Source organism: Flavobacterium pisciphilum, assembly GCF_020905345.1.
Lineage (GTDB): Bacteria > Bacteroidota > Bacteroidia > Flavobacteriales > Flavobacteriaceae > Flavobacterium > Flavobacterium pisciphilum.
The window spans coordinates 2,849,503-2,871,867 of record NZ_JAJJMO010000001.1; the positions used below are offsets into that span (position 1 = coordinate 2,849,503).

Below are 22,365 nucleotides of genomic sequence, written 5' to 3' on the forward strand. Positions count from 1 at the left end.
TATAGAATAGGGGTTTTCTTTTTTATAAGGTTAAATTAGTGTCTGTTATCACAATTTAAAAAAACATCTGGTTCATTTTTATCTAAGAATGAAATCCCTGGACAACCGAAAGAAACGTATTCAAAACCAAAAACTACCTCTGGTTTATTCTTAAACAGTTTACCAGTCCATTGAATGACTTCTCTATCCTCATTATTACTATTTAATTCTGCAAGCGAGTTACCTTCACTTTCTCGGTAATGCTTATCACAAACAATCTTATTTGTTTTTTCCTCTTTAACAATCAACCTTCTCAAAAATACTCTTTCTTCTTTTATGTAATCTTGTAAAAAGTATTCAAAACCATTTGATTTATAACTATAAGCCATTTTTTTACTTGCCGTTTTTATCAAATCATTATCTCTCAGATTTACAGCTGCGGCAGGCACCTTAGCAATTGTTGTTTCTTTCCACTTTATCGCTTTCAATTGCTTCATTGCAAAAGGATTCTTTGAACCAATGCCAACCAAAGTATTCAGATAATATGAGTCAGATCCTTTTAGTAATTTGGGATCTACTTCAAATCCAATCATATAATCATGTTGTGAATAAGGCCAATCTGCTCCGTATACATTTATAACAGCCACTGCTTTTAGAGATTCCACAGAAAATGCATTGACAATATTGGTGGCATAATCATAGACATAAACACTATCTTTTTCAGATATTTTCATTTTGGATAGCATTCTATTTCTATATGTCGAATTCAATACTAAGTATTGAGCATCCTTTTCTTCTAATTTTTTGACATCAGGAATAGCAAGAGAATCTTTATGTTCGCTTAATTGATAGTTATCAGACAAGGATATATGTGCAATAGTATCTTTTTCGCCAAAAATTGAATTAACATTATATATATCCAAATCAGACATTTTTTGTGTTTCCACAGCTACAACACCAGCAAGAGTTGTGTCTTTTTTAGCTGAATTTATATTTTTTTGATCTAAAGGCTTTTTATCCGTACAGCTAATAAAAAATGGGATTGCGAATAAAACGTAAAATAATTTGTTCATGGGTTTTGTTGTAAATAGTATAAAATAGATTGATAATATTTGAAGGTATTAACAATGAACTCAGCAGCATAAAAATAGCGAGCGATTCATGTCAATGAGGGATATTTTGTTTTTTTAATCAACACTTGATCTTAAGATAAAACCTATAAATGCAACCCAAATATAAGTTTAAATAATTATTTAAGAATAATCAGAATAGTTTTTTTATTCAAAAAGACCACCCCTAAAGAGTAAGTTCTTTTAACTAAGACAAATAAATAGCAAAAGAATTTTCTTGATAAATCCAGTTTCATACTATCATAAAAATCATTAATTTTCTCTTAAACATTACTGTCTTTTGTTTTTAACGTAGCATTAGTGTTAATCCATTAAAAAGCAAACTAAAAAAAATACTATCTTTACACATTAATCTTTTTAAGAACTTAAGTTGCATTAATTGCAACACTACATATAAAATTATGGCATGTACAAGTTGTTCAACTTCTGATGGTGGCGCACCTAAGGGTTGTAAAAATAATGGGACTTGCGGCACCGATAGCTGCAACAAATTAACCGTTTTTGATTGGCTTTCTAACATGAGTTTACCTAACGGAGAAGCTCCTTTTGATTGTGTTGAAGTACGTTTTAAGAATGGTAGAAAAGAATTTTTTAGAAACGTAGATAAATTAACTTTAAGTATTGGAGATATCGTTGCTACTGTAGCATCTCCAGGACATGACATAGGAATTGTAACTCTTACAGGCGAATTAGTAAAAATTTAAATGAAGAAAAAGGGAGTTAATCCAACAAGTAATGAAGTTCCTAAAATTTACCGCAAAGCCTCTCAAAAAGACATCGATATTTGGTCAGCAGCTCGTGAAAGAGAAGAGCCTATGAAAGTTCGCGCACGTGAACTAGCGATTGCTCAAAAACTAGAAATGAAAATTTCAGATATTGAATTTCAAGGAGATGGCTCAAAAGCTACTTTTTATTATACTGCAAATGACAGAGTCGATTTTAGACTTTTAATTAAAGATTTCGCTAAAGAATTCAGTACCAGAGTCGAAATGAAACAAGTTGGTTTCCGTCAGGAAGCTGCTCGTTTAGGTGGAATTGGTTCTTGCGGAAGAGAATTGTGTTGTTCTACTTGGTTAACTGACTTTAGAAGTGTGAATACCTCTGCAGCTCGTTACCAACAATTGTCTTTAAACCCGCAAAAATTAGCTGGACAATGTGGAAAACTAAAGTGTTGCTTAAATTATGAACTTGACACTTATATGGATGCTCTTAAGGATTTCCCAGACTATGACACTAAATTAGTTACTGAAAAAGGTGACGCTGTTTGTCAAAAACAAGATATTTTTAAAGGTTTAATGTGGTTTGCTTATACAAATAACTTTGCAAATTGGCATGTTTTAAAAATTGATCAGGTAAAAGAAATCATTGCCGAAAACAAACTTAAGAATAGAGTTTCTTCACTTGAAGATTTTGCAATAGAGGTTACTCAAGAACCTGAAAAAGACTTCAATAACGCTATGGGTCAAGAAAGTCTAACTCGTTTTGACCAACCTAAGAGAAAGAAAAAACCAGCTAAGAAACGTAAAACTATTGGTGAAAATGCTGCTGTTGCTGCTACCCCTAACAATCAAGCACCAAGAGGTAATAAGCCAAACGGAAACAATAACAACAATAAGTCCAATAACAATGCTGCGAATGATAAGAAACCAGCAGGACCTAGAAAACCAATAATTATTACAAAAAATGAGAATAAAAAATAGCGGGATTCTTCTTTTAGTAGCTATACTTCTTTTTTCATGCGATAAAAAAAGAGTATTTGATGAATACAAATCTGTTGGATCTGCTTGGCACAAAGACAGCATTGTAACATTTAATTTACCAGAATTAGATTCAACCAAACGATACAATTTATTTGTAAATTTGAGAGATAACAACAATTATCCTTTCAATAATATATTTTTAATTGTTGCTATTGAAACCCAAAGCGGTTTTACCAAAGTAGATACCCTTGAGTATCAAATGGCACATCCTGATGGAACTTTAATGGGTAACGGATTTACGGACATAAAAGAGAGCAAACTCTTTTACAAAGAAGACGTTAAATTTAAAGGGAAGTACAAAGTTCATATCAAACAAGCCGTTAGAGAATCAGGAAAAGTTCCTGGTGTACAACAACTTGAAGGAATTACTGATGTAGGTTTTAGAATTGAAAAAAAAGATTAGAATAGATTTATATGGCTGCTAAAAAAAACAATCCAACAAAAACTGATAAAGACATAAATTATTACAAAAAGGCCTTTTGGAAAATTTTTGGCTACGGTTTATTAGGTGTTATTACCTTTTTCCTATTTGCTTCATGGGGAATTTTTGGTTCTATGCCTTCATTTGAAGACTTAGAAAATCCAGATTCAAATTTGGCTACTGAAATCATCTCCTCAGATGGAGTTGTTATTGGTAAATATTTCCAAACAAACAGATCACAATTAAAATATTCTGACTTACCTAAAAGCTTAGTCGAAGCACTTGTAGCAACTGAAGATGAGCGTTTTTACGAACATTCAGGTATTGATGGTCGTGGAACATTAAGAGCCATTGCTAGTTTAGGAACTAGTGGAGGTGCAAGTACACTTACCCAGCAATTAGCGAAACAATTGTTTCATGGAGAAGGATCTAAATTTTTGCCTTTTAGAATTGTACAAAAGGTAAAAGAATGGATTATTGCTATTCGTCTAGAAAGACAATATACTAAAAATGAAATCATTGCAATGTATTGCAACGTATATGATTTTGGTAATTACTCTGTTGGGGTAAGTTCTGCAGCGCAAACCTATTTCTCTAAAGAACCGAAAGATTTAACTATGGACGAATCGGCAATATTAGTTGGTATGTTCAAAAACTCAGGTTTATATAATCCAGTAAGAAACCCACAAGGGGTTAAAAATCGTCGTAACGTTGTACTTAGCCAAATGGAAAAAGCAGGTATGATTACTAACGATCAGAAAAATAAATTGCAAGCACTTCCTATCTCATTGAAATTCAAATTAGAAAGCCACCGTGAAGGAACTGCAACTTACTTTAGAGAGTACTTACGTGACTACATGAAAAAATGGGTAGCTGAAAACAAAAAACCAGATGGTTCTGACTACAACATTTATAAAGATGGTCTAAAAATATACACTACTATCGATTCTAGAATGCAATTACACGCTGAAGAAGCTGTTTCTGCACACATGAAAAACCTGCAAGAAGAGTTTTTCCAACAATCAAAAACAAACAAAAATGCTCCTTTCGTTAATATTTCTGAAGCTGAAACGCAACGAATTATAAACCAAGCGATAAAATCTTCATACCGTTGGTCAGTAATGAAAGCTGCTGATAAGAGCGATGAAGAAATCATAAAATCATTTAGCGAAAAAACAAAAATGACTGTATTTACTTGGAAAGGTGAACGAGATACAATCATGACTCCTCTAGATTCTATACGTTATTACAAGCACTTTTTACAAGCTGGTTTAATGGCAATGGAACCACAAACGGGTAGCATCAAAGCTTGGGTTGGTGGAATCAATTACAAATATTTCCAATACGATCACGTAGGTCAAGGAGCTAGACAAGTAGGTTCTACATTCAAACCGTTTGTTTACGCTGCTGCAATTGAACAACTAAACATGTCTCCTTGTGATTCTATTCTTGATGGACCATTCATGATTCACAAAGGGCGTCATCATGTTACAGCTGATTGGGAACCAAGAAACTCTGACAACAGATACCGCGGAATGGTAACTTTAAAACAAGGTTTAGCAAACTCTATCAATACTGTGTCAGCAAAATTAATTGACCGTGTTGGACCAGAAGCAGTAGTTGATTTGGCTCATAAATTAGGAGTAAAATCTCAAATTCCAATACAACCTTCAATCGCATTAGGTGCAGTTGAAATCACTGTCGAAGACATGGTTGCAGCTTACAGTACATTTGCAAACCAAGGGGTTTATGTAAAACCACAGTTCCTAAACCGAATTGAAAATAAAAGTGGTGAGGTGATCTACGAGCCAATCCCAGAATCTCACGATGTACTAAATAAAGACATTGCTTTTGCAGTAATTAAACTTCTTCAAGGTGTTACTGAGAGTGGTTCAGGTTCACGTTTGCGTACTGAAGGTGGTGGTAGCGGAGACAAACGCTGGACAGGATATCCATATATGTTCCGTAACCCAATTGCTGGTAAAACAGGAACAACACAAAACCAGTCTGATGGTTGGTTTATGGGTATGGTTCCAAACTTAGTAACGGGTGTTTGGGTAGGTTGCGAAGACCGTTCGGCACGTTTCAAGAGCATTACCTACGGACAAGGAGCAACAGCAGCCTTACCAGTTTGGGGGTACTTTATGAAACTTTGTTATGCCGATCCTTCGTTACAAGTATCTAAATCTGAATTTGAAAGACCTGCTAATCTTTCAATAAAAGTAGATTGCTACTCAGCTCCAAAAGTTAAAGACACCACAGACACTGAGCAAAACACAGACGAATTCGAACTGTAGTTTATTTCGCTTTTAAAATAATTAATATCCTTTTGTTACTTCTGAGTTTTTCGGAAGAAACAAAAGGATATTTTTTTGAAACAAGTTAATTTACAGATCAATCCAAAACTGAAATAACAAAAACTTGAATATAAAGATATACCACAGAGCGCGCAATCCAGAAGCTTTAAAATACGTAAAGTTCGCAAAGCTTAATTTACAAATGCCTTTACGTTTTTGTCTTTGTGAACTTTGCAGTTAATTGCAGTTTCTATTAGATTATCCCCAACGAATTACCTTGCAGATTTATTTTTACGAAATCGTTATAAATTAATCTAAAAATGGTATTTTTATCAAAAATATACGTCAATACAAGACAAATAATATGATTAGTAAAAAAGTCAACACAGTTCAGGAAGCAATTCAAGGAATCAAAAACGACATGACAATTATGTTTGGCGGATTTGGTTTATGTGGTATTCCAGAAAACACTATTGCCGAATTGGTAAAAACAGAAACCTCAGGTCTTACTTGCATCTCAAACAATGCAGGTGTTGATGATTTTGGTTTGGGATTATTATTGCAAAAAAAGCAAATCAAGAAAATGATTTCTTCTTATGTAGGTGAAAATGCCGAATTTGAACGTCAGATGCTTTCAGGAGAATTAGATGTAGAACTTATTCCACAAGGAACTCTAGCCGAACGTTCACGAGCAGCACAAGCTGGGATTCCAGCTTTCTTTACTCCTGCCGGTTATGGAACAGAAGTTGCTGAAGGCAAAGAAGTTCGCGAATTCAATGGTAAAATGCACATTATGGAAGAAGCTTTCAAAGCTGATTTTGCAATTGTAAAAGCATGGAAAGGGGACGAAGCTGGAAATCTTATATTCAAGGGAACGGCTAGAAACTTTAATGCTTGTATGGCTGGTGCAGCAAAAATAACCATTGCCGAAGTAGAAGAATTAGTCCCTGTTGGAACTTTAGATCCAAATCAAATTCATATTCCAGGAATTATGGTACAGCGCATCTTTCAAGGAGAAAAATTTGAGAAGAGAATCGAACAGCGTACAGTTAGACAAAAAAAATAGATAATTTGAAAATGTGATAATTAGATAATCAAAAGACAATGCAAAAACATTCTCTGAATATCTAATTTCCAAACTGACACATCAAATCATGTTAACAAAAGAAGATATTGCAAAACGAATTGCACAAGAGCTTAAAGACCGTTATTTCGTAAATTTAGGCATCGGAATACCTACATTGGTAGCAAACTATATCCCGAAGGGAATTGACGTCGAATTTCAAAGCGAAAATGGCGTTTTAGGAATGGGGCCTTTTCCTTTTGAAGGAGAAGAAGATGCTGATGTAATTAATGCAGGAAAACAAACTATCACAACACTTCCTGGAGCCAGTTTTTTTGATTCGGCTTTTAGTTTTGGAATGATTCGTAGCCAAAAAGTAGATTTAACAATCCTTGGTGCTATGGAGGTTTCAGAAAATGGTGATATTGCCAACTGGAAAATTCCTGGAAAAATGGTAAAAGGAATGGGTGGAGCAATGGATTTAGTTGCTTCTGCCGAAAATATTATTGTTGCCATGATGCATGTAAACAAAGCTGGTGAATCTAAAATATTAAAAAAATGCAGCTTGCCATTAACTGGAGTTGGCTGCGTAAAAAAAGTTGTTACCGAATTGGCAGTTTTAGAAATAACTCCAAAAGGTTTTAAATTATTAGAACGAGCTCCCGGAGTTTCTGTAGAACATATCATCGCTTCAACTGAAGCAAATTTGATTATTGAAGGTGATATTCCAGAGATGATTATCGAATAATATTTCGCTCTAAACTCATATAAAAAAAGGCTAACACGTAAGAAATGTTAGCCTTTTTTAATTCCAATTATCTTAATCCCACCTAGATTATCATTTATAATTTAATCAGCTCCATCAAGCTTATTTATTCATAAACAGCTACAAATCAACAATATAATAATAAAAACAAGTTGTTTCTGACAATTATTTCTATTTTGTTATTATTTAATAATTATTTAGCAATAAATGTTGTATTTTATCGATTAAAGTAAATTATGTGGTTTTATTTAACAAAATGTTTATAATTTTATAATTAATTAAAGTATTAACCTACATACTTTAATTGATCTATAACCAAATTATTAAATTAACATTAAACCCCAAATCGATTATGAAAAGTACATTACCCAAAATTATCACAACTACCACCGTTGTGCTTACATTCTCTTTATCGGCATTTGCGCAAATAACAGATAAACGCGTAAGCCAAAAAAATGTATCCGAAAATGGACAACCTAGCTTAATCACTTTTAGTGATAAATCGACCTACAGAGGTTCTGATTCTCAAAAAGTGTTTCAAGAGCAATTAGGTTTAAAAGAAAACCAATCTTTTGCTAGAGTCAAAACCGAATCTGACCCACAAGGATACACCCACGAAAAGTTCCAATTGTATGAACAAGGCATTAAAGTAGAATTTGCAAACTACACCCTACATTCAAAAGATGGAAAATTAGTATCAATGAATGGTGAATACTACAAAATTGACAAAGTAAAAACAACTCCCAAGCTTTCGGCTCAAGATGCTTTTAACAGAGCAGTTAGCTATACTGGCGCTACACAATACTTATGGGAAACTCCTCAAGATGCCAAAGAGATGGGATATGAAAAACCTAAAGGAGAATTGTTGCTTCTACCTGCAATGGAAGACCAAGGTTCGAACAGAACAAGCGACAAGGTCCGTTTAGCCTATAAATTTGACATCTACGCAACAAATCCAGTAAGTAGAGGGGATTTATACATAGATGCAGAAAATGGGCAAATACTGTTCTATAATGCAACTATAAAACATATCGGGGAACACAGTCATGGAACCAAGTCTAAATCTGCTACTGCAAACCAAAAAGGCGATGCAAGTTCTAAAATGGCAATTGTTGCAGGAAATGCTGCTACTCGTTACAGCGGAACTCAAGTAATACAAACTACCTTAAGCGGAGCTACATATAAACTAGCAGATGCAACAAGAGGTTTAGGCGTAAACACCTACAATATGAAAAAAGGGACTAGCTATACTGCTGCTGTAGATTTTACAGATGCGGATAATAACTGGACTGCTGCTGAATATGCCAACACAAATAAAGACAATGGTGCACTTGATGCGCATTGGGGAGCTGAAAAAACATACGATTATTGGTCAACCGTACATGGTAGAAACAGTTATGATAACGCAGGCGCAATCATAAAAAGCTATGTGCATTACAGTAATGCATACGATAATGCATACTGGAATGGTAGCGTCATGACTTATGGAGATGGAAGCGGAACTTATTTTGACATCTTAACTGCTATTGATGTTGCAGGACACGAAATTGGTCATGCTGTTTGTACCTATACAGCAAATCTTGCTTATCAAAAAGAATCAGGTGCCATGAACGAAGGGTTCTCTGATATTTGGGGTGCTTGCATCGAATATGCCGCAGCACCTGGAAAATCAACTTGGTTAGTTGGTGAAGATATCGAAAGAAGAGCAGGACATCTTGCTTTACGTTCTATGAGCGACCCAAAGTCTGAAGGTCAACCTGACACGTATGGCGGTACAAACTGGAAAGTTATTAATTGTGGAACTCCTACTCAAGCAAATGATTATTGTGGAGTTCACACCAATTCTGGGGTGTTAAATCACTGGTTTTATATCTTGTCAGTAGGTAAGACAGGAACAAATGACATTGGTAGCGCCTATAGCGTAACAGGAATTACAATTGACAAAGCGGCCAAGATTGCTTATCGTTTAGAAAGTGTGTATCTAACTGCAAATTCAACTTTTGCCAATGCTAGAACCTCAGGAATCCAATCGGCTATTGATTTATACGGTGCAGGTTCTCCTGAAGTTATTGCCACTACAAATGCATTTTACGCTGTTGGAGTTGGAGCTGCTTATGTAGATTCTAATGACACTGTTGCGCCAACTGCACCAACGGCTTTAGCTGCATCTGGAACAACTGGATCTACTACTAATTTGACATGGACTGCATCAACTGATAATGTTGCTGTTACTGGATATGACATTTACCAAGGAGCGACTCTTAAAGGTTCTTCTACTACTACAAGTTATACTGTTACTGGATTAACTGCTTTAACAGCCTATAGTTTTAGTGTAAAAGCTAAAGATGCTGCAGGAAACGTTTCTCCATCAAGTAATACCGTAAACGTAACAACCCTTGCTGCAACAGTAAACTATTGTGCTTCTCAAGGAAACAATACTGCTGATGAAAAAATTGGTAAAGTTGTATTTGGTACTATCAGCAATACCTCAACAGGAACAGCTGGTTATGAGAATTACACAGCCATTTCTACTAATGTAGCTGCTGGAACAGCATATACCATTACAATAACTCCATCATGGACATCAACTATTTATAGCGAAGGTTATGCTGTTTTTATAGATTACAATCAAGACGGTGACTTTGCTGATGCTGGCGAAACTGTTTGGACAAAAGCTACTTCTAAAACAACTCCTGTAACTGGAACGATTACGATTCCTGCAACAGCTACACTTGGAACTACAAGACTTAGAGTTTCGATGAAGTACAACGGAACACCAACATCTTGTGAAGCTTTCTCATACGGACAAGTTGAAGATTATTCAGTAAACATAACTGCTGCTGGTCCAATAGTTACTCCTGAAACTCCTGTTGCATTAGCCGAAACTACAGCCAATTCTAGTTTTGCTTTATATCCAAATCCTGTTGATACTGAATTGAATGTTTCATTGACAAAAAGCAGTGACGCTACATTCAGAATTACAAATAATTTAGGACAACAAATAAGCGCAGGACAATTAACGGAAAATCCAATTGATGTAAGCCAATTAAATACAGGAATTTACATTATTGAATTAAATAACGGAGGAAATAGAATTGTTAAAAAATTCGTCAAAAAATAAAATATTGCTTACTAAAAACGGAAAAGCCTCGCTATATGCGAGGCTTTTTTTATTCTGTAGTTTGTGGATAAAACTCATTAAAAGTAATGTCTTTTTTCCAATATACCTTATCCTGTGGGGTTAACAATCGTTTTTCCCATTTATTGTTTTTTAGATGAAACACAGTAGAATCCGAATGTTCTACAGTCCCCATCTCTTCATCATTTACATCTTCTTTACCACCGTAAGAGACTCGCTTACTATAAAAAGAAACAGGTTCATTTTTAGGATTTATTCCTCCAAATTCTAACCAACTTCCCCAGCCACCGTCACTCATCGAATCCCATTGATGCACTAATTGAACTGAATTGTCCGTTAAATAATATAAATAAGTATTTTGTACATAACCACAGGCTTCATAACCACAATTTACCTGAATCAAACGTGAAACATTAGCATTATCTAATTGAGACAAACCATAAGATGCAGACCATACCGATCCAGCATCGTAATGGAAAATGGTAACTTTACTTGACGCTACTTTCTTTTTATTGGTATAAAAATCAAGCTTATGATGGGTTGTAATGATACTGTCTTTATCCATCTTTTTAGACAAGAGTGAAACTAAAATAAAATTTCTTTTATTGAAATCTTCGTTACCATTAATATAAATCGTGTCATCTTTTAATCGCTTTTCTTCAACAGCTTTTATTGGTGCTGAAGCTTTTTTGTCGGCTTCTGTCCATTTTGGACCTAAGGATGGTTCTTTTTTACAACTAATTAGAACCAACAGAAACAATGTAATATAAATTCTGTTCATTTTAATCAACTACTATTTAAGCTAATAAGCTCGTAATTAAAAAAAGCAACAATAGTGCAATTGCAATGTATTTTGTGTATTTACTTGTTCTCATTCTGTTTTATATTTATATAATTTTTAATTTAAATGCTTTTCTAAAAAAACCAGCTCGCCACAAATATAGCTGTAATCACACAAATTACATCTACCAAAAGCATAGTACCTAATGCGTAACGGGTATTTTTTATATTTACTGAACCAAAATAAACCGCAATTACATAAAAAGTACTTTCGGCGCTACATTGGAAAATACTACTCAATCTTCCGGTCATTGAATCTGCACCAAAAGTATTCATTGAATCGATAAGAAATCCTCTTGATCCTGCTGAACTAAAAGGACGAAGCATTGCCACTGGTAATGCATCTGTGATTTCTTTACTCACACCCATGTTCGAGAAAATAAAAGCAATCCATTCGCTAATAATTTCAAACAAACCACTATTTCTAAATAATGATATAGCAACCAACATCCCTAAAACGTAAGGAAAGATAGTGACTCCTGTTTTTACTCCATTGTTTGCTCCTACTACAAATGCATCAAAAACAGTTGTACTAGCATCAATGAATTTCTTTTCATGAATAAATGAAAAAACCAAAGTAAAACCAATTATTGCAAACAATATCAATCCAGAAAGGTTTGATGTGAAGAAGTTTTTACCAATTAAATCCAAACCATTTACATAAAACAAAAGCCCAACAATCGCAGCAATCATAACCATTAAGGCTACAACTAAAGAAGCACTCTTGAAATTAATTTTTTGTTTGATTCCAACAATTAAAAAAGCGGCAATTGTTCCGATAAAAGAGGTAATAATACAAGGTAACATTACATCGGCTGGATTTGTTGCACCAGCAGCAGCACGATACCCAATAATAGAAGTTGCGATTAATGTAAGTCCTGATGCATGCAAACACATAAACATAATCTGCGCATCACTGGCTTTGTCTTTATCTGGGTTTATTTCTTGCAGACTTTCCATGGCTTTAAGACCAAATGGTGTGGCTGCAGAGTCTAACCCCAAGAAATTAGCAGCAAAGTTTAATGTCATATATGAAATAGACGGGTGATTTTTTGGAATACTCGGAAACACCTTAACAAATACAGGACTCAACCCTTTAGCTAATTTTCCTGATGCTCCCGAAATGATTAAAAGCTCCATCAATCCGCAGAAAAAAGCCAGATAAGCAATAAGTGGAAGAATTAAATCAACTAAAGTGCTCTTACAAGTAGGCAATAGCCCATCTGATTTTTGAACACCGCTAAAAATCTTTACCGTTTTGTTTTTATAAACGTAGGTTGTGTCAGCATTTGCCGCATCATAATTAACAATTATGGTTTGATCTGGAGCTTTATTAATACTATCTCTAACAAAAGCTGGAACTTGATCAATATATTTTTCAGAAATTAAAATAGGCTCGTCTTTCTTGCCATTCAATACATAATCAATAGTATATGTATTACCAGTAAACAAACTGATTACGATAAAAGCAATTGACGAAATAAAAATAGCTAACCAGAATCTACTTAATACCATAATTATAATTTTTTGTAAATGTAATTATTTAGCCATAATATGCACAACCATTTTACTTACCAAAAGAGAAGTATTTGTTTAAAACCACCTATTTTTACTAAAACATCAGGTTATCCGATAACAATTTTAGTTTCTAAGTAGCTCTCAAAAGGTTTAATAGCTTCGAAAACAAGACTCTTTTTATCAGCTGGAATCGTTTCAAAAAAATTAGTTTCTATTTTTGTATGTTCCTTTTTGACTGCTCGTTTCCATGTTCCAATAACTTTTTCATCTTCAATAATTATTGGCCAAAAGATACCATTATTAGTAAAAGCACTGGCTTGATGCTCTTTGGCAATGGTTATTTCACGGGTTTTATATGAAATTAAAATCTCATCAAACGAAGGAAGAAAATGAATGCTTTTGGGAGTATTAATTTCTGAAGGAAGTCCTTTTTTAAACCAATACTTTTTGCCATCAACTTCAATCGAATCTAACTCTGTTTCAATTGAATGAACAGCTAGCTTTGCCGTTGTTGCAGGAAAACCTGACCACCACGTAAAATCTAGTAGTGTTGCAGGCCCGTGACTTTCAAAATATCGTTTTGCTAGTTTTGCTAGTCCCTCCTCTTTTGTCAGTTTAGTATTTGTTCTCGGAACTTTTTCTTCAAGCAATGAATATGTTAACTGCTTTCCTTTCATTGTTCCATTACAAACTAACCCATCTAGTTCAGCATTCATCATAACGATAGTGCTATTCAAAAAACCCTGACTGGAATCATTTTTAACATTGAGCTCCCTCATTATCTCCTCACGGGTTAACGAATTGTTCCCTGCTAAAATCTTTTCGATTGACGCATTAATTTTATGTAGCTTCTTATCGTCAAGACCATTTTTTTTAGCCGCCGAAAGTACAATCTTTTTTACTTGAGGTCCCGAAATATCTAGCATCCAATAAATATCTTCGGCTGAAACAAAATGCCAAGTGGGACGTAGAATATGCGTTCTGATAATTTTACCTGAATTAATAGCTTCTTCTATACTCTTTTCAGATGCATCACATCGTGAGCCAATTGCCCATTTTGCCATTGCGTAATCTTGCGCCTGCATAGCCCCTAAATGTTTTACAATTTCTTGAGGTTCATGAAAATTTGTCTTCAAAATTTTCTGAGAAGCCATTCTTAAAAAAGCTATTTCTGGATGTGTCATTTTTTAAATTTGATTAAAATAGATGAGTTATATAAACACACTTAAACCATTTTAGTTAAGTCATTTAGCAAAACATCTTGTTTTTTAATTGTTCCCCGAAAAGACGCTAAAGCGTAAATTTTATCTTCGTTTGTTTTTATCATTGACCCTTTGTTCCTTTGCATCTCTGCACCTTTGAATCTCTAAAAACTAAACATGAATTATCTCATCATCAATTAATAAATCCTCACGTCGTAAGCGAAGAAAAATTTGTGCCACTGCTATGGTATCTTTTTCACAATACGTGACGATTCTATCAATATCTTTCTCTACATAAAAAACATGTGCTACCTGACTTCCGTCTATATCTCCTTTTGGTGAAGGGATACCAAGGATTTTTGTCAATAATTTCAAGGAAGTAAAGTGCTTATAATCCCCAAACTTCCATAATTCTAACGTATCTAAATGTGGGATTTCCCATGGTTTTTTCCCAAATAGATTTAGCTTATCTGGAATAGCAATTTGATTGATAATCATTCGCCTAGCAATAAATGGAATATCAAACTCCTTTGCATTATGCCCACACAAAACATGGTATGGTTTGTTGTAATGATTATTCAATAAATTATTGAAGTCTCTCAAGATTTTCACCTCATCTCCAAAAAATGAAGTCACTCGAAAATTTCGAATATCACCTTTGATCGTAAAATACCCAACTGAAATACAAACAATTTTACCAAACTCAGCCCAAATTCCAGCTCGGTCATAAAACTCTTCGGCTGTAAAATCCTCTTTTCGTTGGTATTGCGTTTTATGTTCCCAAAGTTCTTTCATCTCATCATCTAGTTCTCCAAAATCGGCTGTTTCGGGAACGGTTTCTATATCAAGAAAAAGGATGTTATTTAGATTTAATTTTTCAATCATTATTTTGGACTTTTAAGACTTCTTGAATCCTTTGGATGCAAAACTTACATTATTATACGGCTTTACAAACCTTTTAAGAAGTAGATTTTACCTATTCTCTTCCTTACAAATATGTGCAAAATTCTCACTATTTTTAAACATTGTCTAGAACAAACTTTGTTGTTTTAATGGGTTTTCGTGATCCAACAACCATTTCTTACGCCATAATCCTCCTGCATATCCTGTTAATGATCCATCGGTTCCTATTACACGGTGGCAGGGAACAACAATCCAAAGTGGATTTTTCCCATTTGCAGATGCTACTGCACGAATTGCTTTAACATCTCCGAGCTTTTTAGATAATTGCAAATAACTCATTGTTTTACCATAAGGTATCTCAAGTAATCCTTTCCAAACTCGTTGTTGAAAATCGGTTCCTTTGGGATTGAGTTTAAAATCAAAGTCGGTTCTTTTGCCTAAGAAATAATCATTTAATTGCGAAACAGCTTCTTGCAATTCTGTTGCAATTACCTCAGAAACCTCATTGCCACCTGCCTTAGCAACCGTAATCTCAGAGATTCCATTTTCATCTCCAACAATTTTGGTGATTCCTAAAGGCGAATTGATGTATGCTGTTTCCATTTTATAAAAGTAAAAAAAATAACGATACCGATTTACAACGTCACCCTTATTCCCCTCAGATTGATGAATTGCCTATGTAAATCTCATCTTTACCAAAACGACAAAATTGTCTGAAACTGTTGTAAAGAAAAAAACCACTCGTAAATACGAATGGTTTTATTTTTAGCCCTATCCTGATTGTTATCGGAAGTAGCGACATCCTTTATGTTTTTGCTACCAAAAACATTAAAGATATAACGAATAGCAGGATTAGCTTCTACTTTAAATAACTGTAGAAATAAGCTTCTAGTGCTTTAAGTTCTTCGTCTGACATGGCTTGTGTTACTGGAAAATTTGTTTTCATAACCTCAAACTGACTCGGATCAACGATTGGTTCCCCTTTTCCTTTAAGGAATGTAACTATGTCTCCGTTTTTCTCTTTGTATATTTTTGCAATTTCTTTGATACTTGGACCAATAACTTTTTGATCTACCTGATGGCAAGCAAAGCAATTGCCTTGTCCTTCAAAAATTGACTTTCCTAATTCTACAGGTGTTTGAATTGCTGCTGATTCACTCGCTTCAATTGGCATTCCAGAATTATCTATGTTTACTTTTTCTTCTTTTTTACAAGAAGTAAACGCAAGTAGTGCAAATGCAAATAATGTATTTTTCATATTATTTGTTTAGTATTACCGCAGCTTCTTTGGCAAAATAAGTCGAGATAATACTCGCTCCTGCTCTCTTAATGCAATATAGTTGCTCAATCATAATTTTGTCGTGATCTAACCATCCTCTTTCGGCTGCGGCCTTTACCATAGCGTATTCGCCTGAAACTTGATATACAGCTACGGGAACATGAACAGCATTTTTTACCTCACGAACAATATCAAGATATGCCATTCCTGGTTTTACCATTACGATATCTGCACCCTCTTCTACATCTAGCAATGCCTCACGAATTCCTTCGATACGGTTTGCATAATCCATTTGGTACGTTTTCTTGTCTTTTGGAACTTCTTGTTGATCTACTGGAGCTGAATCTAAAGCATCACGGAATGGGCCGTAAAATGCCGAAGCATACTTAGCGCTATAACTCATGATTCCCACATTATGATGTCCATTTTCTTCTAATGCTTTTCTAATAGCCAAAACACGTCCATCCATCATATCACTTGGTGCCACAAAATCGGCTCCTGCATCAGCATGGCTTAAACTCATACGAGTTAACGCATCTACCGTTGCATCGTTTATAACTTGTCCTTTTTCTATAATTCCATCATGTCCGTAAATAGAATATGGATCTAGTGCTACGTCTGGCATTACAATCATTTCAGGAACTGCATCTTTTATCGCACGAATGCTTTGTTGCATTAACCCGTCTTTATTCCAAGATTCTACCCCTTTATTGTCTTTAAGGTTCTCACTTACTTTTACATAAAGATTTACTGCTTTTATACCAAGTGCCCAAGCTTCTTTTACTTCTTTAATGGTATTGTCTAATGAATGGCGGTAGATTCCCGGCATTGATGGAATTTCGATTTTTACATCTTTTCCTTCTGCAATAAACATAGGAAGCATAAAATCGTTTGGACTTAGGGTAGTTTCACGAACTAAAGAGCGAATAGATTCATTAGTTCTTAAACGGCGGTTTCTTTGTAGTGGGAACATATATGATTTTTATATTTTTTAAGAAGAACGCTAATGCAAAAAAGGCTTCGCATTCATTTTAAAGTTGAAATTAAAATTGTGTCGCAAAGTTAAAGAAAAATCAACAGAATAAGGCTTTTAGCATCGTTTAGAAAGCGTTAATATTATCTAAAATTTACTGTTTTAAAAATCTTTTTTAAGAATCTTCTTATATCAAGGTTTTTCAAATATTTAGATTTAAATTTGCACAATGAAGAAATTTCTCGCTTTATGCAGCTGTTTGCTCTTAACAGGATGTTTTGAGATAACTGAACGAATCAAACACCATGACAATCAAAGTGGTGAATATACTCTGATGATAGATTTTTCTAAATCATGGTTTAAGACAAAATCAGCTATTTGGCTTGAGGAAGTCGATGGTGTGAAAATCCCGAATGAAGAGGAAATCACAAAAAAGCTAGCCGATTTTAAAACTAAGGCCTTAAAAATTGACGGAATTACAAACGTAAACACCAAAACCGATTTTGAAAATTATATTTTTATTATCAAGCTCAATTATGCCAATTTAAAAGCACTTAATGCTGTTGTAAACAGCATTAATAATCAGAGTGAACAAATACACTTTAGCAGTGGCGCTAAAGGTTTTGAAAGAATTGCATCTTATCCTATTCCTGAAAAATTGGTAAAAGACCCAAAGAAAAAACAAGATTTAGAGCAAGCAAACATCATATCTATTTACACTTTTGACCGCGATATTGCAACTGCAGACAATCCTAACAGTAAAATCTCAAAAAATAAAAAGACTGTATTTTTAAAACAAAGCATGTACAGCGTACTTAAAAAATCGTCTTTAATGAATAATACAATCCAATTAATTCCCTAGTTACCTATGAAGCATTTTTTTACCTGTTTGATTTTATTAACATCATTTCTAGTTAGTAGTCAAACCAATACAAAACCTTACGATTATTTTGTACAATTTAACGGCAATCGACTTTCTAAAAAAGTTAATATTACTGATGTATTAAATCACTCTTTAATTAACAAATACGCTGAAGGCAAGTCTGATCTTGACATCAATCAATATGCTACTCTTTTTAAATTAGACCAAAAAACAAGCATTCACGGAAATTTCACGGATAGTATCCCCTATTATCAAGTTACAATTCCCATTAAAAACAGAAATGACATTAAGCAATTCATGCAAAAATTGAATGCAAAAAAAGAAGCTGATTCTTTACCAACAGCTACTATTGAGGATTTTCCTTTGTATTCACTTTTAACGTCTGGAGATAAAAAATCTACTATAGCATGGAATGACAGCTATATGGTGATTGTTGAATTTACCAACAAATACTCTTCGAACTTATTTGATACTTCTGAAATACAAGAAACATCTGTTGATGTAGCTGTACCTGAAGAAGATCAAACTGAAGAACCTATTGGTATTCATACTCAAACCGAAGAAATTACCGAAGAAGTTACACCTCTTAGGAATGATGATTATTACAAAGAATATGACTTAAAGCGTCAAGCTTTTGACAGTTTACAAACCATACAACGAAATAAGTTTGTCAAATCTCTTTTCGAAAATGGTTTTACCGCTCCATATTCTGATAAAATAAATGCTACAGCAGATATTTCCTCTTGGATTAATTATAGTTCAGCTATGTCTACTGTATACAAAGCTTATGCAACGCTATCATTATTTACCAATTACCAAAAATTTATGCCTGGAGAAAAAAGCTTAGGCAATTTTATAAAAGGAATTAATCTTGATTTTTATTTTGACAATGATAATGCTCGCGTAGAAGAAGTTATTGAATATTCTAAACCTCTGGCTGCTATTATGGAGAAAATAGCCAATAGAAAAATCAATAAAAACATTTATAATTATTTCCCAAACGACAAGCCTTTGGGTTATATGACTTATCATATCAACACTAAAGAAGCATTAAAAAACATTCCGTCATTGACATCAGAAATTTTAAACAATAATGGATTAATAAAAAAAGACATTACAATTTTTACTGATTTAATTTCGACTATAGTAGATGAAGATGCAACTGCAACTCTTTTTGACGGTGATTTAAGCCTGTTTTTACACGATGTTAAGAAAGTTGAAGTAACGACAAAATCATACGGATATGATGACAATTACGAAGAAATTGAAATTGAGAATAAAGAAATCAAATCAATTCCACTTTTTACAATGGTGTTTACCTCAACCCATCCTACATTTGGTGACAAACTATTAGAGTTAGGTGTTCGCAAAAACATGCTAATACAAAAAGACAATTATTATGAAATTACTGGAACTCAAGGTAAATATGGTGACTTATTTATCATTAAGGATAAAGATGTTGTAGTGATAGGAAATAGCCATGAATACTTTAACACCAACAATAGTTCATTCGTAAAAGAAATAAAAAAAGAACTTAAGCAAAATTACTTTTTATCAAAGCTTAATATTCCTGAAGCTTCAAAAGCCTATAGTGAAGAAACGAAAACGGCTAATAGCAAGAAATTTGATCAATTCGCAACACAATTTAGCGATATTACGTTTCAATCTCCAAAGAAAATGATTGATAACAAATTGAAATTAGAATTGAGATTAAATTCATTAAAGACCAATAAAAACATCATTTTGCAAACATTAGATTTTGTTGAGCAACTTGGCAAATAATCTAAATTTGATTTTAAAAAGGGAGGTATTCAGCTGAATACCTCCCTTTTTGTTATAATCCTGTTTTTTTATTTATTTTTTCATAAATCTGAGTCACTTTTTTAGGAGCATTAAATCGATAACCTGCTGTAATTTTCACAGTCGAAATATTATCGTTTAACCCAATACTATTTGTTTCACTCTGAATAAAATTGGTGTGGTTAACATTCATAAACACAAAAAAAGAATCTGAGTTATAACCTGTTTTTAAACTTGAATCTACTTCATAAAGCAGTTTAGTGTCACCATCTGTAATATTTATCCCCGCCCCCATAGATAATCCTACTGAAACCAAAATATGTTTTCCTAAAACTAGATTATAATAATAAGATGGTGCCAACGAAAGCAGGTAAGTATCTCCATTTATCCTATCTTCTGCTGATCTGTATTTTAAATTGGTATAGTAAGCCGAAAAATTAAGAATAAAACTTCCTGTACTCTTTGTTTGCCATTCATTCTGGCTTGCTATAGTTTTGTATGAGAAGTTTTTATTGAAAATATACGAAGTAGCACCTCCAATTTTTAACGACCTAAATCCAGGAAAGGCGGCACTAAAACCCCCTTGGCTTACATAGAATCCTTTTTGATAAAAATAGGTAAAGCTTTGCATCCAATGCTTGTGGTAAACTCTGGCATTAAAATTTAAAAGCTTTGAATCCGTATTATCTTTATTAGCATTTAAAAACTTTGGAGAGAAACCAAATGATAAATCGACAAACTTAAACGAAAGCGATGCTCCTAATTGCTCTTTTCGATTTGGAATTAAATCTAGTGTTTCTGTTTCTTCTCCCGGAACTGGATAAACAATCTGAAAATTATTTGATGTATCTAGATAATAAACACTTGCTGTTACTTTATCATCATATGATTTAAAATATGTTTTTTGAATAGAGTCTGTTTGGGCAAAGCACCCAAAACCACTCACAAAAAACATAATATAAATCAGTTTCACATCCATTCTCTTGGGTTTTCAAGTGTTTGAACTAGCTTTTCTTCATCACTACCTACTTCAGGATGATGGTCGTACACCCATTGTACATGTGGTGGTAAACTCATCAAGATGCTTTCAATTCGTCCATTGGTTCTTAATCCAAATAAAGTTCCTTTATCATGAACCAAGTTAAACTCAACATAACGACCACGACGAATTTCCTGCCATGTTCTTTGTTCATCTGTATATGATAGCGTCTTTCTTCTTTCAACAATTGGAACATAGGCTTCTAAGAAACTATTTCCTACTTCAGTAACAAAATTATACCAATCCTGCATACTCATTTCGTCTGTAGCTTTGCAATAATCAAAGAATAATCCTCCAATTCCGCGGGCTTCATTACGATGTGCATTCCAGAAATAAGCATCACATTGTTTCTTATATTTTGGATAAAACCCTGGATTGTGTTTATCGCAAGCCGTTTTACAAATTTGATGAAAATGTTTGGCATCTTCTTCAAACAGATAGTAAGGCGTTAAATCTTGTCCTCCACCAAACCATTGCTGAATTACTTTTCCCTCTTCATCATACATTTCAAAATAGCGCCAATTGGCATGAACCGTAGGAACCATTGGGCTTTTAGGATGCAAAACCAAGCTTAGTCCACAGGCAAAAAAATCAGCTTCGCCTACGTTAAACATCTTTTGCATGGCTTCTGGCAATTTACCATGAACTGCCGATATATTAACACCGCCTTTTTCAAAAACTGCTCCGTTTTCGATTACACGTGTTCTTCCACCACCACCTTCTGGGCGTTCCCAAATATCTTCACGAAATTTAGCCTGACTATCAACTGCTTCTAATCCTGAGACAATTGTGTCCTGAAGGCCTTGTATGTATTTATAAAATTGTTCTTTCATTTAAATAATCTGATTTAAGCAATCCAAAATAAACTGTATTTTCTAATGTGCCGTCTCCATTTCTAAATTCGTCACGTAAAATTCCTTCTTGTCGAAAGTTATGCTTTAATGCAACTCGCTGGCTTGCTAAATTAACCTCTGAAGTACATATGAAGACTTTATTCATTAAAAGTTCGTTAAAACAAAAATCTAATGCATCGCTAACCATCTTTGATATAATTCCCTTTCCTTGAAAATCTTCATCTATAAAATACCCAAATTCGCATTTAGAAATACGAGTATCTATACTTTTCACACACAAATAACCAATTAAAGCATTGGTTTCTGAATCTCTAGCATAAAAATGATAACCTTCATTTTTCTTCTCTTTATCAATACTTACTGCTATGAAACTTACTGCTTTTGTTAGCGTATCTGAGTTAACTAAAGTTACTGGAAAAGTTTTTTCAATATGCTGTCTATTCTTATCAATTAACCTATAAAATTCTTCTGGAAGGATATTTTCAATTCGCTCTGTTTTCCAATTAATACTACCCATGG

Annotated in this window: 18 protein-coding genes and 1 pseudogene; 8 read left to right on the top strand and 11 right to left on the bottom strand. The window is 33.8% G+C overall.

The annotated features are described in order from the left end of the window. Positions 1-35 precede the first annotated feature (35 nt). Positions 36-1,052 (bottom strand): oxidoreductase, encoded by a 1,017-nt coding sequence (locus tag LNQ49_RS12015; RefSeq protein ID WP_229989096.1) that lies wholly within the window; start codon positions 1,050-1,052, stop codon positions 36-38. A gap of 458 nt (positions 1,053-1,510) precedes the next feature. On the opposite strand from LNQ49_RS12015, the pseudogene LNQ49_RS12020 reads away from it, so the two are divergent. From LNQ49_RS12020 to LNQ49_RS12045, 6 genes and pseudogenes are all read left to right on the top strand, one after another. Further along, a pseudogene (locus tag LNQ49_RS12020) lies at positions 1,511-2,809 on the top strand (PSP1 domain-containing protein). After that, positions 2,793-3,272, top strand: coding sequence for a gliding motility lipoprotein GldH (locus LNQ49_RS12025; protein ID WP_195737643.1), 480 nt, complete (start codon positions 2,793-2,795; stop codon positions 3,270-3,272). The pseudogene LNQ49_RS12020 and the gene LNQ49_RS12025 overlap by 17 nt, the downstream one beginning before the upstream one ends. A gap of 11 nt (positions 3,273-3,283) precedes the next feature. Continuing rightward, a complete protein-coding gene (locus LNQ49_RS12030) occupies positions 3,284-5,587 on the top strand; it encodes a penicillin-binding protein 1A (protein ID WP_229989097.1) in 2,304 nt (767 codons plus the stop codon). Positions 5,588-5,951: 364 nt separating this feature from the next. After that, a complete protein-coding gene (locus LNQ49_RS12035) occupies positions 5,952-6,653 on the top strand; it encodes a CoA transferase subunit A (protein ID WP_229989098.1) in 702 nt (233 codons plus the stop codon). 88 nt (positions 6,654-6,741) lie between these two features. Beyond that, positions 6,742-7,398, top strand: a complete 657-nt coding sequence (locus LNQ49_RS12040; protein WP_229989099.1) for a CoA transferase subunit B — start codon at positions 6,742-6,744, stop codon at positions 7,396-7,398. 370 nt (positions 7,399-7,768) lie between these two features. Beyond that, the gene (locus LNQ49_RS12045) at positions 7,769-10,537 is read left to right on the top strand and encodes a M4 family metallopeptidase (RefSeq protein WP_229989100.1); all 2,769 of its coding nucleotides are present in this window, start codon (positions 7,769-7,771) and stop codon (positions 10,535-10,537) included. A 49-nt stretch (positions 10,538-10,586) separates the two neighbouring features. Here LNQ49_RS12045 and LNQ49_RS12050 read toward each other — a convergent pair whose 3' ends face one another. The 7 genes from LNQ49_RS12050 to hemB form a co-directional block, all read right to left on the bottom strand. Further along, positions 10,587-11,336 (bottom strand): hypothetical protein, encoded by a 750-nt coding sequence (locus LNQ49_RS12050; protein WP_229989101.1) that lies wholly within the window; start codon positions 11,334-11,336, stop codon positions 10,587-10,589. A gap of 134 nt (positions 11,337-11,470) precedes the next feature. Then, positions 11,471-12,910, bottom strand: a complete 1,440-nt coding sequence (locus LNQ49_RS12055) for a nucleoside recognition domain-containing protein (protein ID WP_229989103.1) — start codon at positions 12,908-12,910, stop codon at positions 11,471-11,473. Positions 12,911-13,020: 110 nt separating this feature from the next. Then, positions 13,021-14,097: a winged helix DNA-binding domain-containing protein gene (locus tag LNQ49_RS12060; protein ID WP_229989105.1), complete on the bottom strand. Its 1,077-nt coding sequence runs from the start codon at positions 14,095-14,097 to the stop codon at positions 13,021-13,023. Positions 14,098-14,286: 189 nt separating this feature from the next. Further along, the gene (locus LNQ49_RS12065) at positions 14,287-15,000 is read right to left on the bottom strand and encodes a 3'-5' exonuclease (protein ID WP_229989107.1); all 714 of its coding nucleotides are present in this window, start codon (positions 14,998-15,000) and stop codon (positions 14,287-14,289) included. A gap of 144 nt (positions 15,001-15,144) precedes the next feature. Beyond that, positions 15,145-15,621 (bottom strand): methylated-DNA--[protein]-cysteine S-methyltransferase, encoded by a 477-nt coding sequence (locus tag LNQ49_RS12070; RefSeq protein WP_229989109.1) that lies wholly within the window; start codon positions 15,619-15,621, stop codon positions 15,145-15,147. A gap of 256 nt (positions 15,622-15,877) precedes the next feature. After that, positions 15,878-16,276, bottom strand: coding sequence for a c-type cytochrome (locus tag LNQ49_RS12075; protein ID WP_229989111.1), 399 nt, complete (start codon positions 16,274-16,276; stop codon positions 15,878-15,880). 1 nt (position 16,277) lies between these two features. Further along, positions 16,278-17,270 carry a porphobilinogen synthase gene (gene hemB / locus LNQ49_RS12080; RefSeq protein WP_229989113.1) on the bottom strand — a complete coding sequence of 331 codons (993 nt, stop codon included), beginning with the start codon at positions 17,268-17,270 and terminating at the stop codon, positions 16,278-16,280. A 229-nt stretch (positions 17,271-17,499) separates the two neighbouring features. Between hemB and LNQ49_RS12085 the strand changes: the two genes are divergently transcribed. Further along, the gene (locus LNQ49_RS12085) at positions 17,500-18,132 is read left to right on the top strand and encodes a hypothetical protein (RefSeq protein ID WP_229989115.1); all 633 of its coding nucleotides are present in this window, start codon (positions 17,500-17,502) and stop codon (positions 18,130-18,132) included. Positions 18,133-18,138: 6 nt separating this feature from the next. Beyond that, positions 18,139-19,935, top strand: a complete 1,797-nt coding sequence (locus LNQ49_RS12090) for a hypothetical protein (protein ID WP_229989116.1) — start codon at positions 18,139-18,141, stop codon at positions 19,933-19,935. 52 nt (positions 19,936-19,987) lie between these two features. Here LNQ49_RS12090 and LNQ49_RS12095 read toward each other — a convergent pair whose 3' ends face one another. The 3 genes from LNQ49_RS12095 to LNQ49_RS12105 are packed head-to-tail and all read right to left on the bottom strand — an operon-like array spanning position 19,988 to position 22,363. Further along, the gene (locus tag LNQ49_RS12095; RefSeq protein ID WP_229989117.1) at positions 19,988-20,932 is read right to left on the bottom strand and encodes a DUF4421 family protein; all 945 of its coding nucleotides are present in this window, start codon (positions 20,930-20,932) and stop codon (positions 19,988-19,990) included. Further along, positions 20,923-21,825 (bottom strand): oxygen-dependent coproporphyrinogen oxidase, encoded by a 903-nt coding sequence (gene hemF / locus LNQ49_RS12100; protein ID WP_229989118.1) that lies wholly within the window; start codon positions 21,823-21,825, stop codon positions 20,923-20,925. Before hemF ends, LNQ49_RS12095 begins: the two co-directional genes overlap by 10 nt. After that, positions 21,806-22,363 carry a GNAT family N-acetyltransferase gene (locus tag LNQ49_RS12105; protein ID WP_229989119.1) on the bottom strand — a complete coding sequence of 186 codons (558 nt, stop codon included), beginning with the start codon at positions 22,361-22,363 and terminating at the stop codon, positions 21,806-21,808. Before LNQ49_RS12105 ends, hemF begins: the two co-directional genes overlap by 20 nt. Positions 22,364-22,365: the final 2 nt, after the last annotated feature.

Excerpts from the sequence above, each read along its gene's own strand:
- LNQ49_RS12015 (WP_229989096.1), bottom strand. The coding sequence starts at position 1,052 with ATGAACAAATTATTTTACGTTTTATTCGCAATCCCATTTTTTATTAGC.
- LNQ49_RS12025 (WP_195737643.1), top strand. The coding sequence starts at position 2,793 with ATGAGAATAAAAAATAGCGGGATTCTTCTTTTAGTAGCTATACTTCTT.
- LNQ49_RS12030 (WP_229989097.1), top strand. The coding sequence starts at position 3,284 with ATGGCTGCTAAAAAAAACAATCCAACAAAAACTGATAAAGACATAAAT.
- LNQ49_RS12035 (WP_229989098.1), top strand. The coding sequence starts at position 5,952 with ATGATTAGTAAAAAAGTCAACACAGTTCAGGAAGCAATTCAAGGAATC.
- LNQ49_RS12040 (WP_229989099.1), top strand. The coding sequence starts at position 6,742 with ATGTTAACAAAAGAAGATATTGCAAAACGAATTGCACAAGAGCTTAAA.
- LNQ49_RS12045 (WP_229989100.1), top strand. The coding sequence starts at position 7,769 with ATGAAAAGTACATTACCCAAAATTATCACAACTACCACCGTTGTGCTT.
- LNQ49_RS12050 (WP_229989101.1), bottom strand. The coding sequence starts at position 11,336 with ATGAACAGAATTTATATTACATTGTTTCTGTTGGTTCTAATTAGTTGT.
- LNQ49_RS12055 (WP_229989103.1), bottom strand. The coding sequence starts at position 12,910 with ATGGTATTAAGTAGATTCTGGTTAGCTATTTTTATTTCGTCAATTGCT.
- LNQ49_RS12060 (WP_229989105.1), bottom strand. The coding sequence starts at position 14,097 with ATGACACATCCAGAAATAGCTTTTTTAAGAATGGCTTCTCAGAAAATT.
- LNQ49_RS12065 (WP_229989107.1), bottom strand. The coding sequence starts at position 15,000 with ATGATTGAAAAATTAAATCTAAATAACATCCTTTTTCTTGATATAGAA.
- LNQ49_RS12070 (WP_229989109.1), bottom strand. The coding sequence starts at position 15,621 with ATGGAAACAGCATACATCAATTCGCCTTTAGGAATCACCAAAATTGTT.
- LNQ49_RS12075 (WP_229989111.1), bottom strand. The coding sequence starts at position 16,276 with ATGAAAAATACATTATTTGCATTTGCACTACTTGCGTTTACTTCTTGT.
- hemB (WP_229989113.1), bottom strand. The coding sequence starts at position 17,270 with ATGTTCCCACTACAAAGAAACCGCCGTTTAAGAACTAATGAATCTATT.
- LNQ49_RS12085 (WP_229989115.1), top strand. The coding sequence starts at position 17,500 with ATGAAGAAATTTCTCGCTTTATGCAGCTGTTTGCTCTTAACAGGATGT.
- LNQ49_RS12090 (WP_229989116.1), top strand. The coding sequence starts at position 18,139 with ATGAAGCATTTTTTTACCTGTTTGATTTTATTAACATCATTTCTAGTT.
- LNQ49_RS12095 (WP_229989117.1), bottom strand. The coding sequence starts at position 20,932 with ATGGATGTGAAACTGATTTATATTATGTTTTTTGTGAGTGGTTTTGGG.
- hemF (WP_229989118.1), bottom strand. The coding sequence starts at position 21,825 with ATGAAAGAACAATTTTATAAATACATACAAGGCCTTCAGGACACAATT.
- LNQ49_RS12105 (WP_229989119.1), bottom strand. The coding sequence starts at position 22,363 with ATGGGTAGTATTAATTGGAAAACAGAGCGAATTGAAAATATCCTTCCA.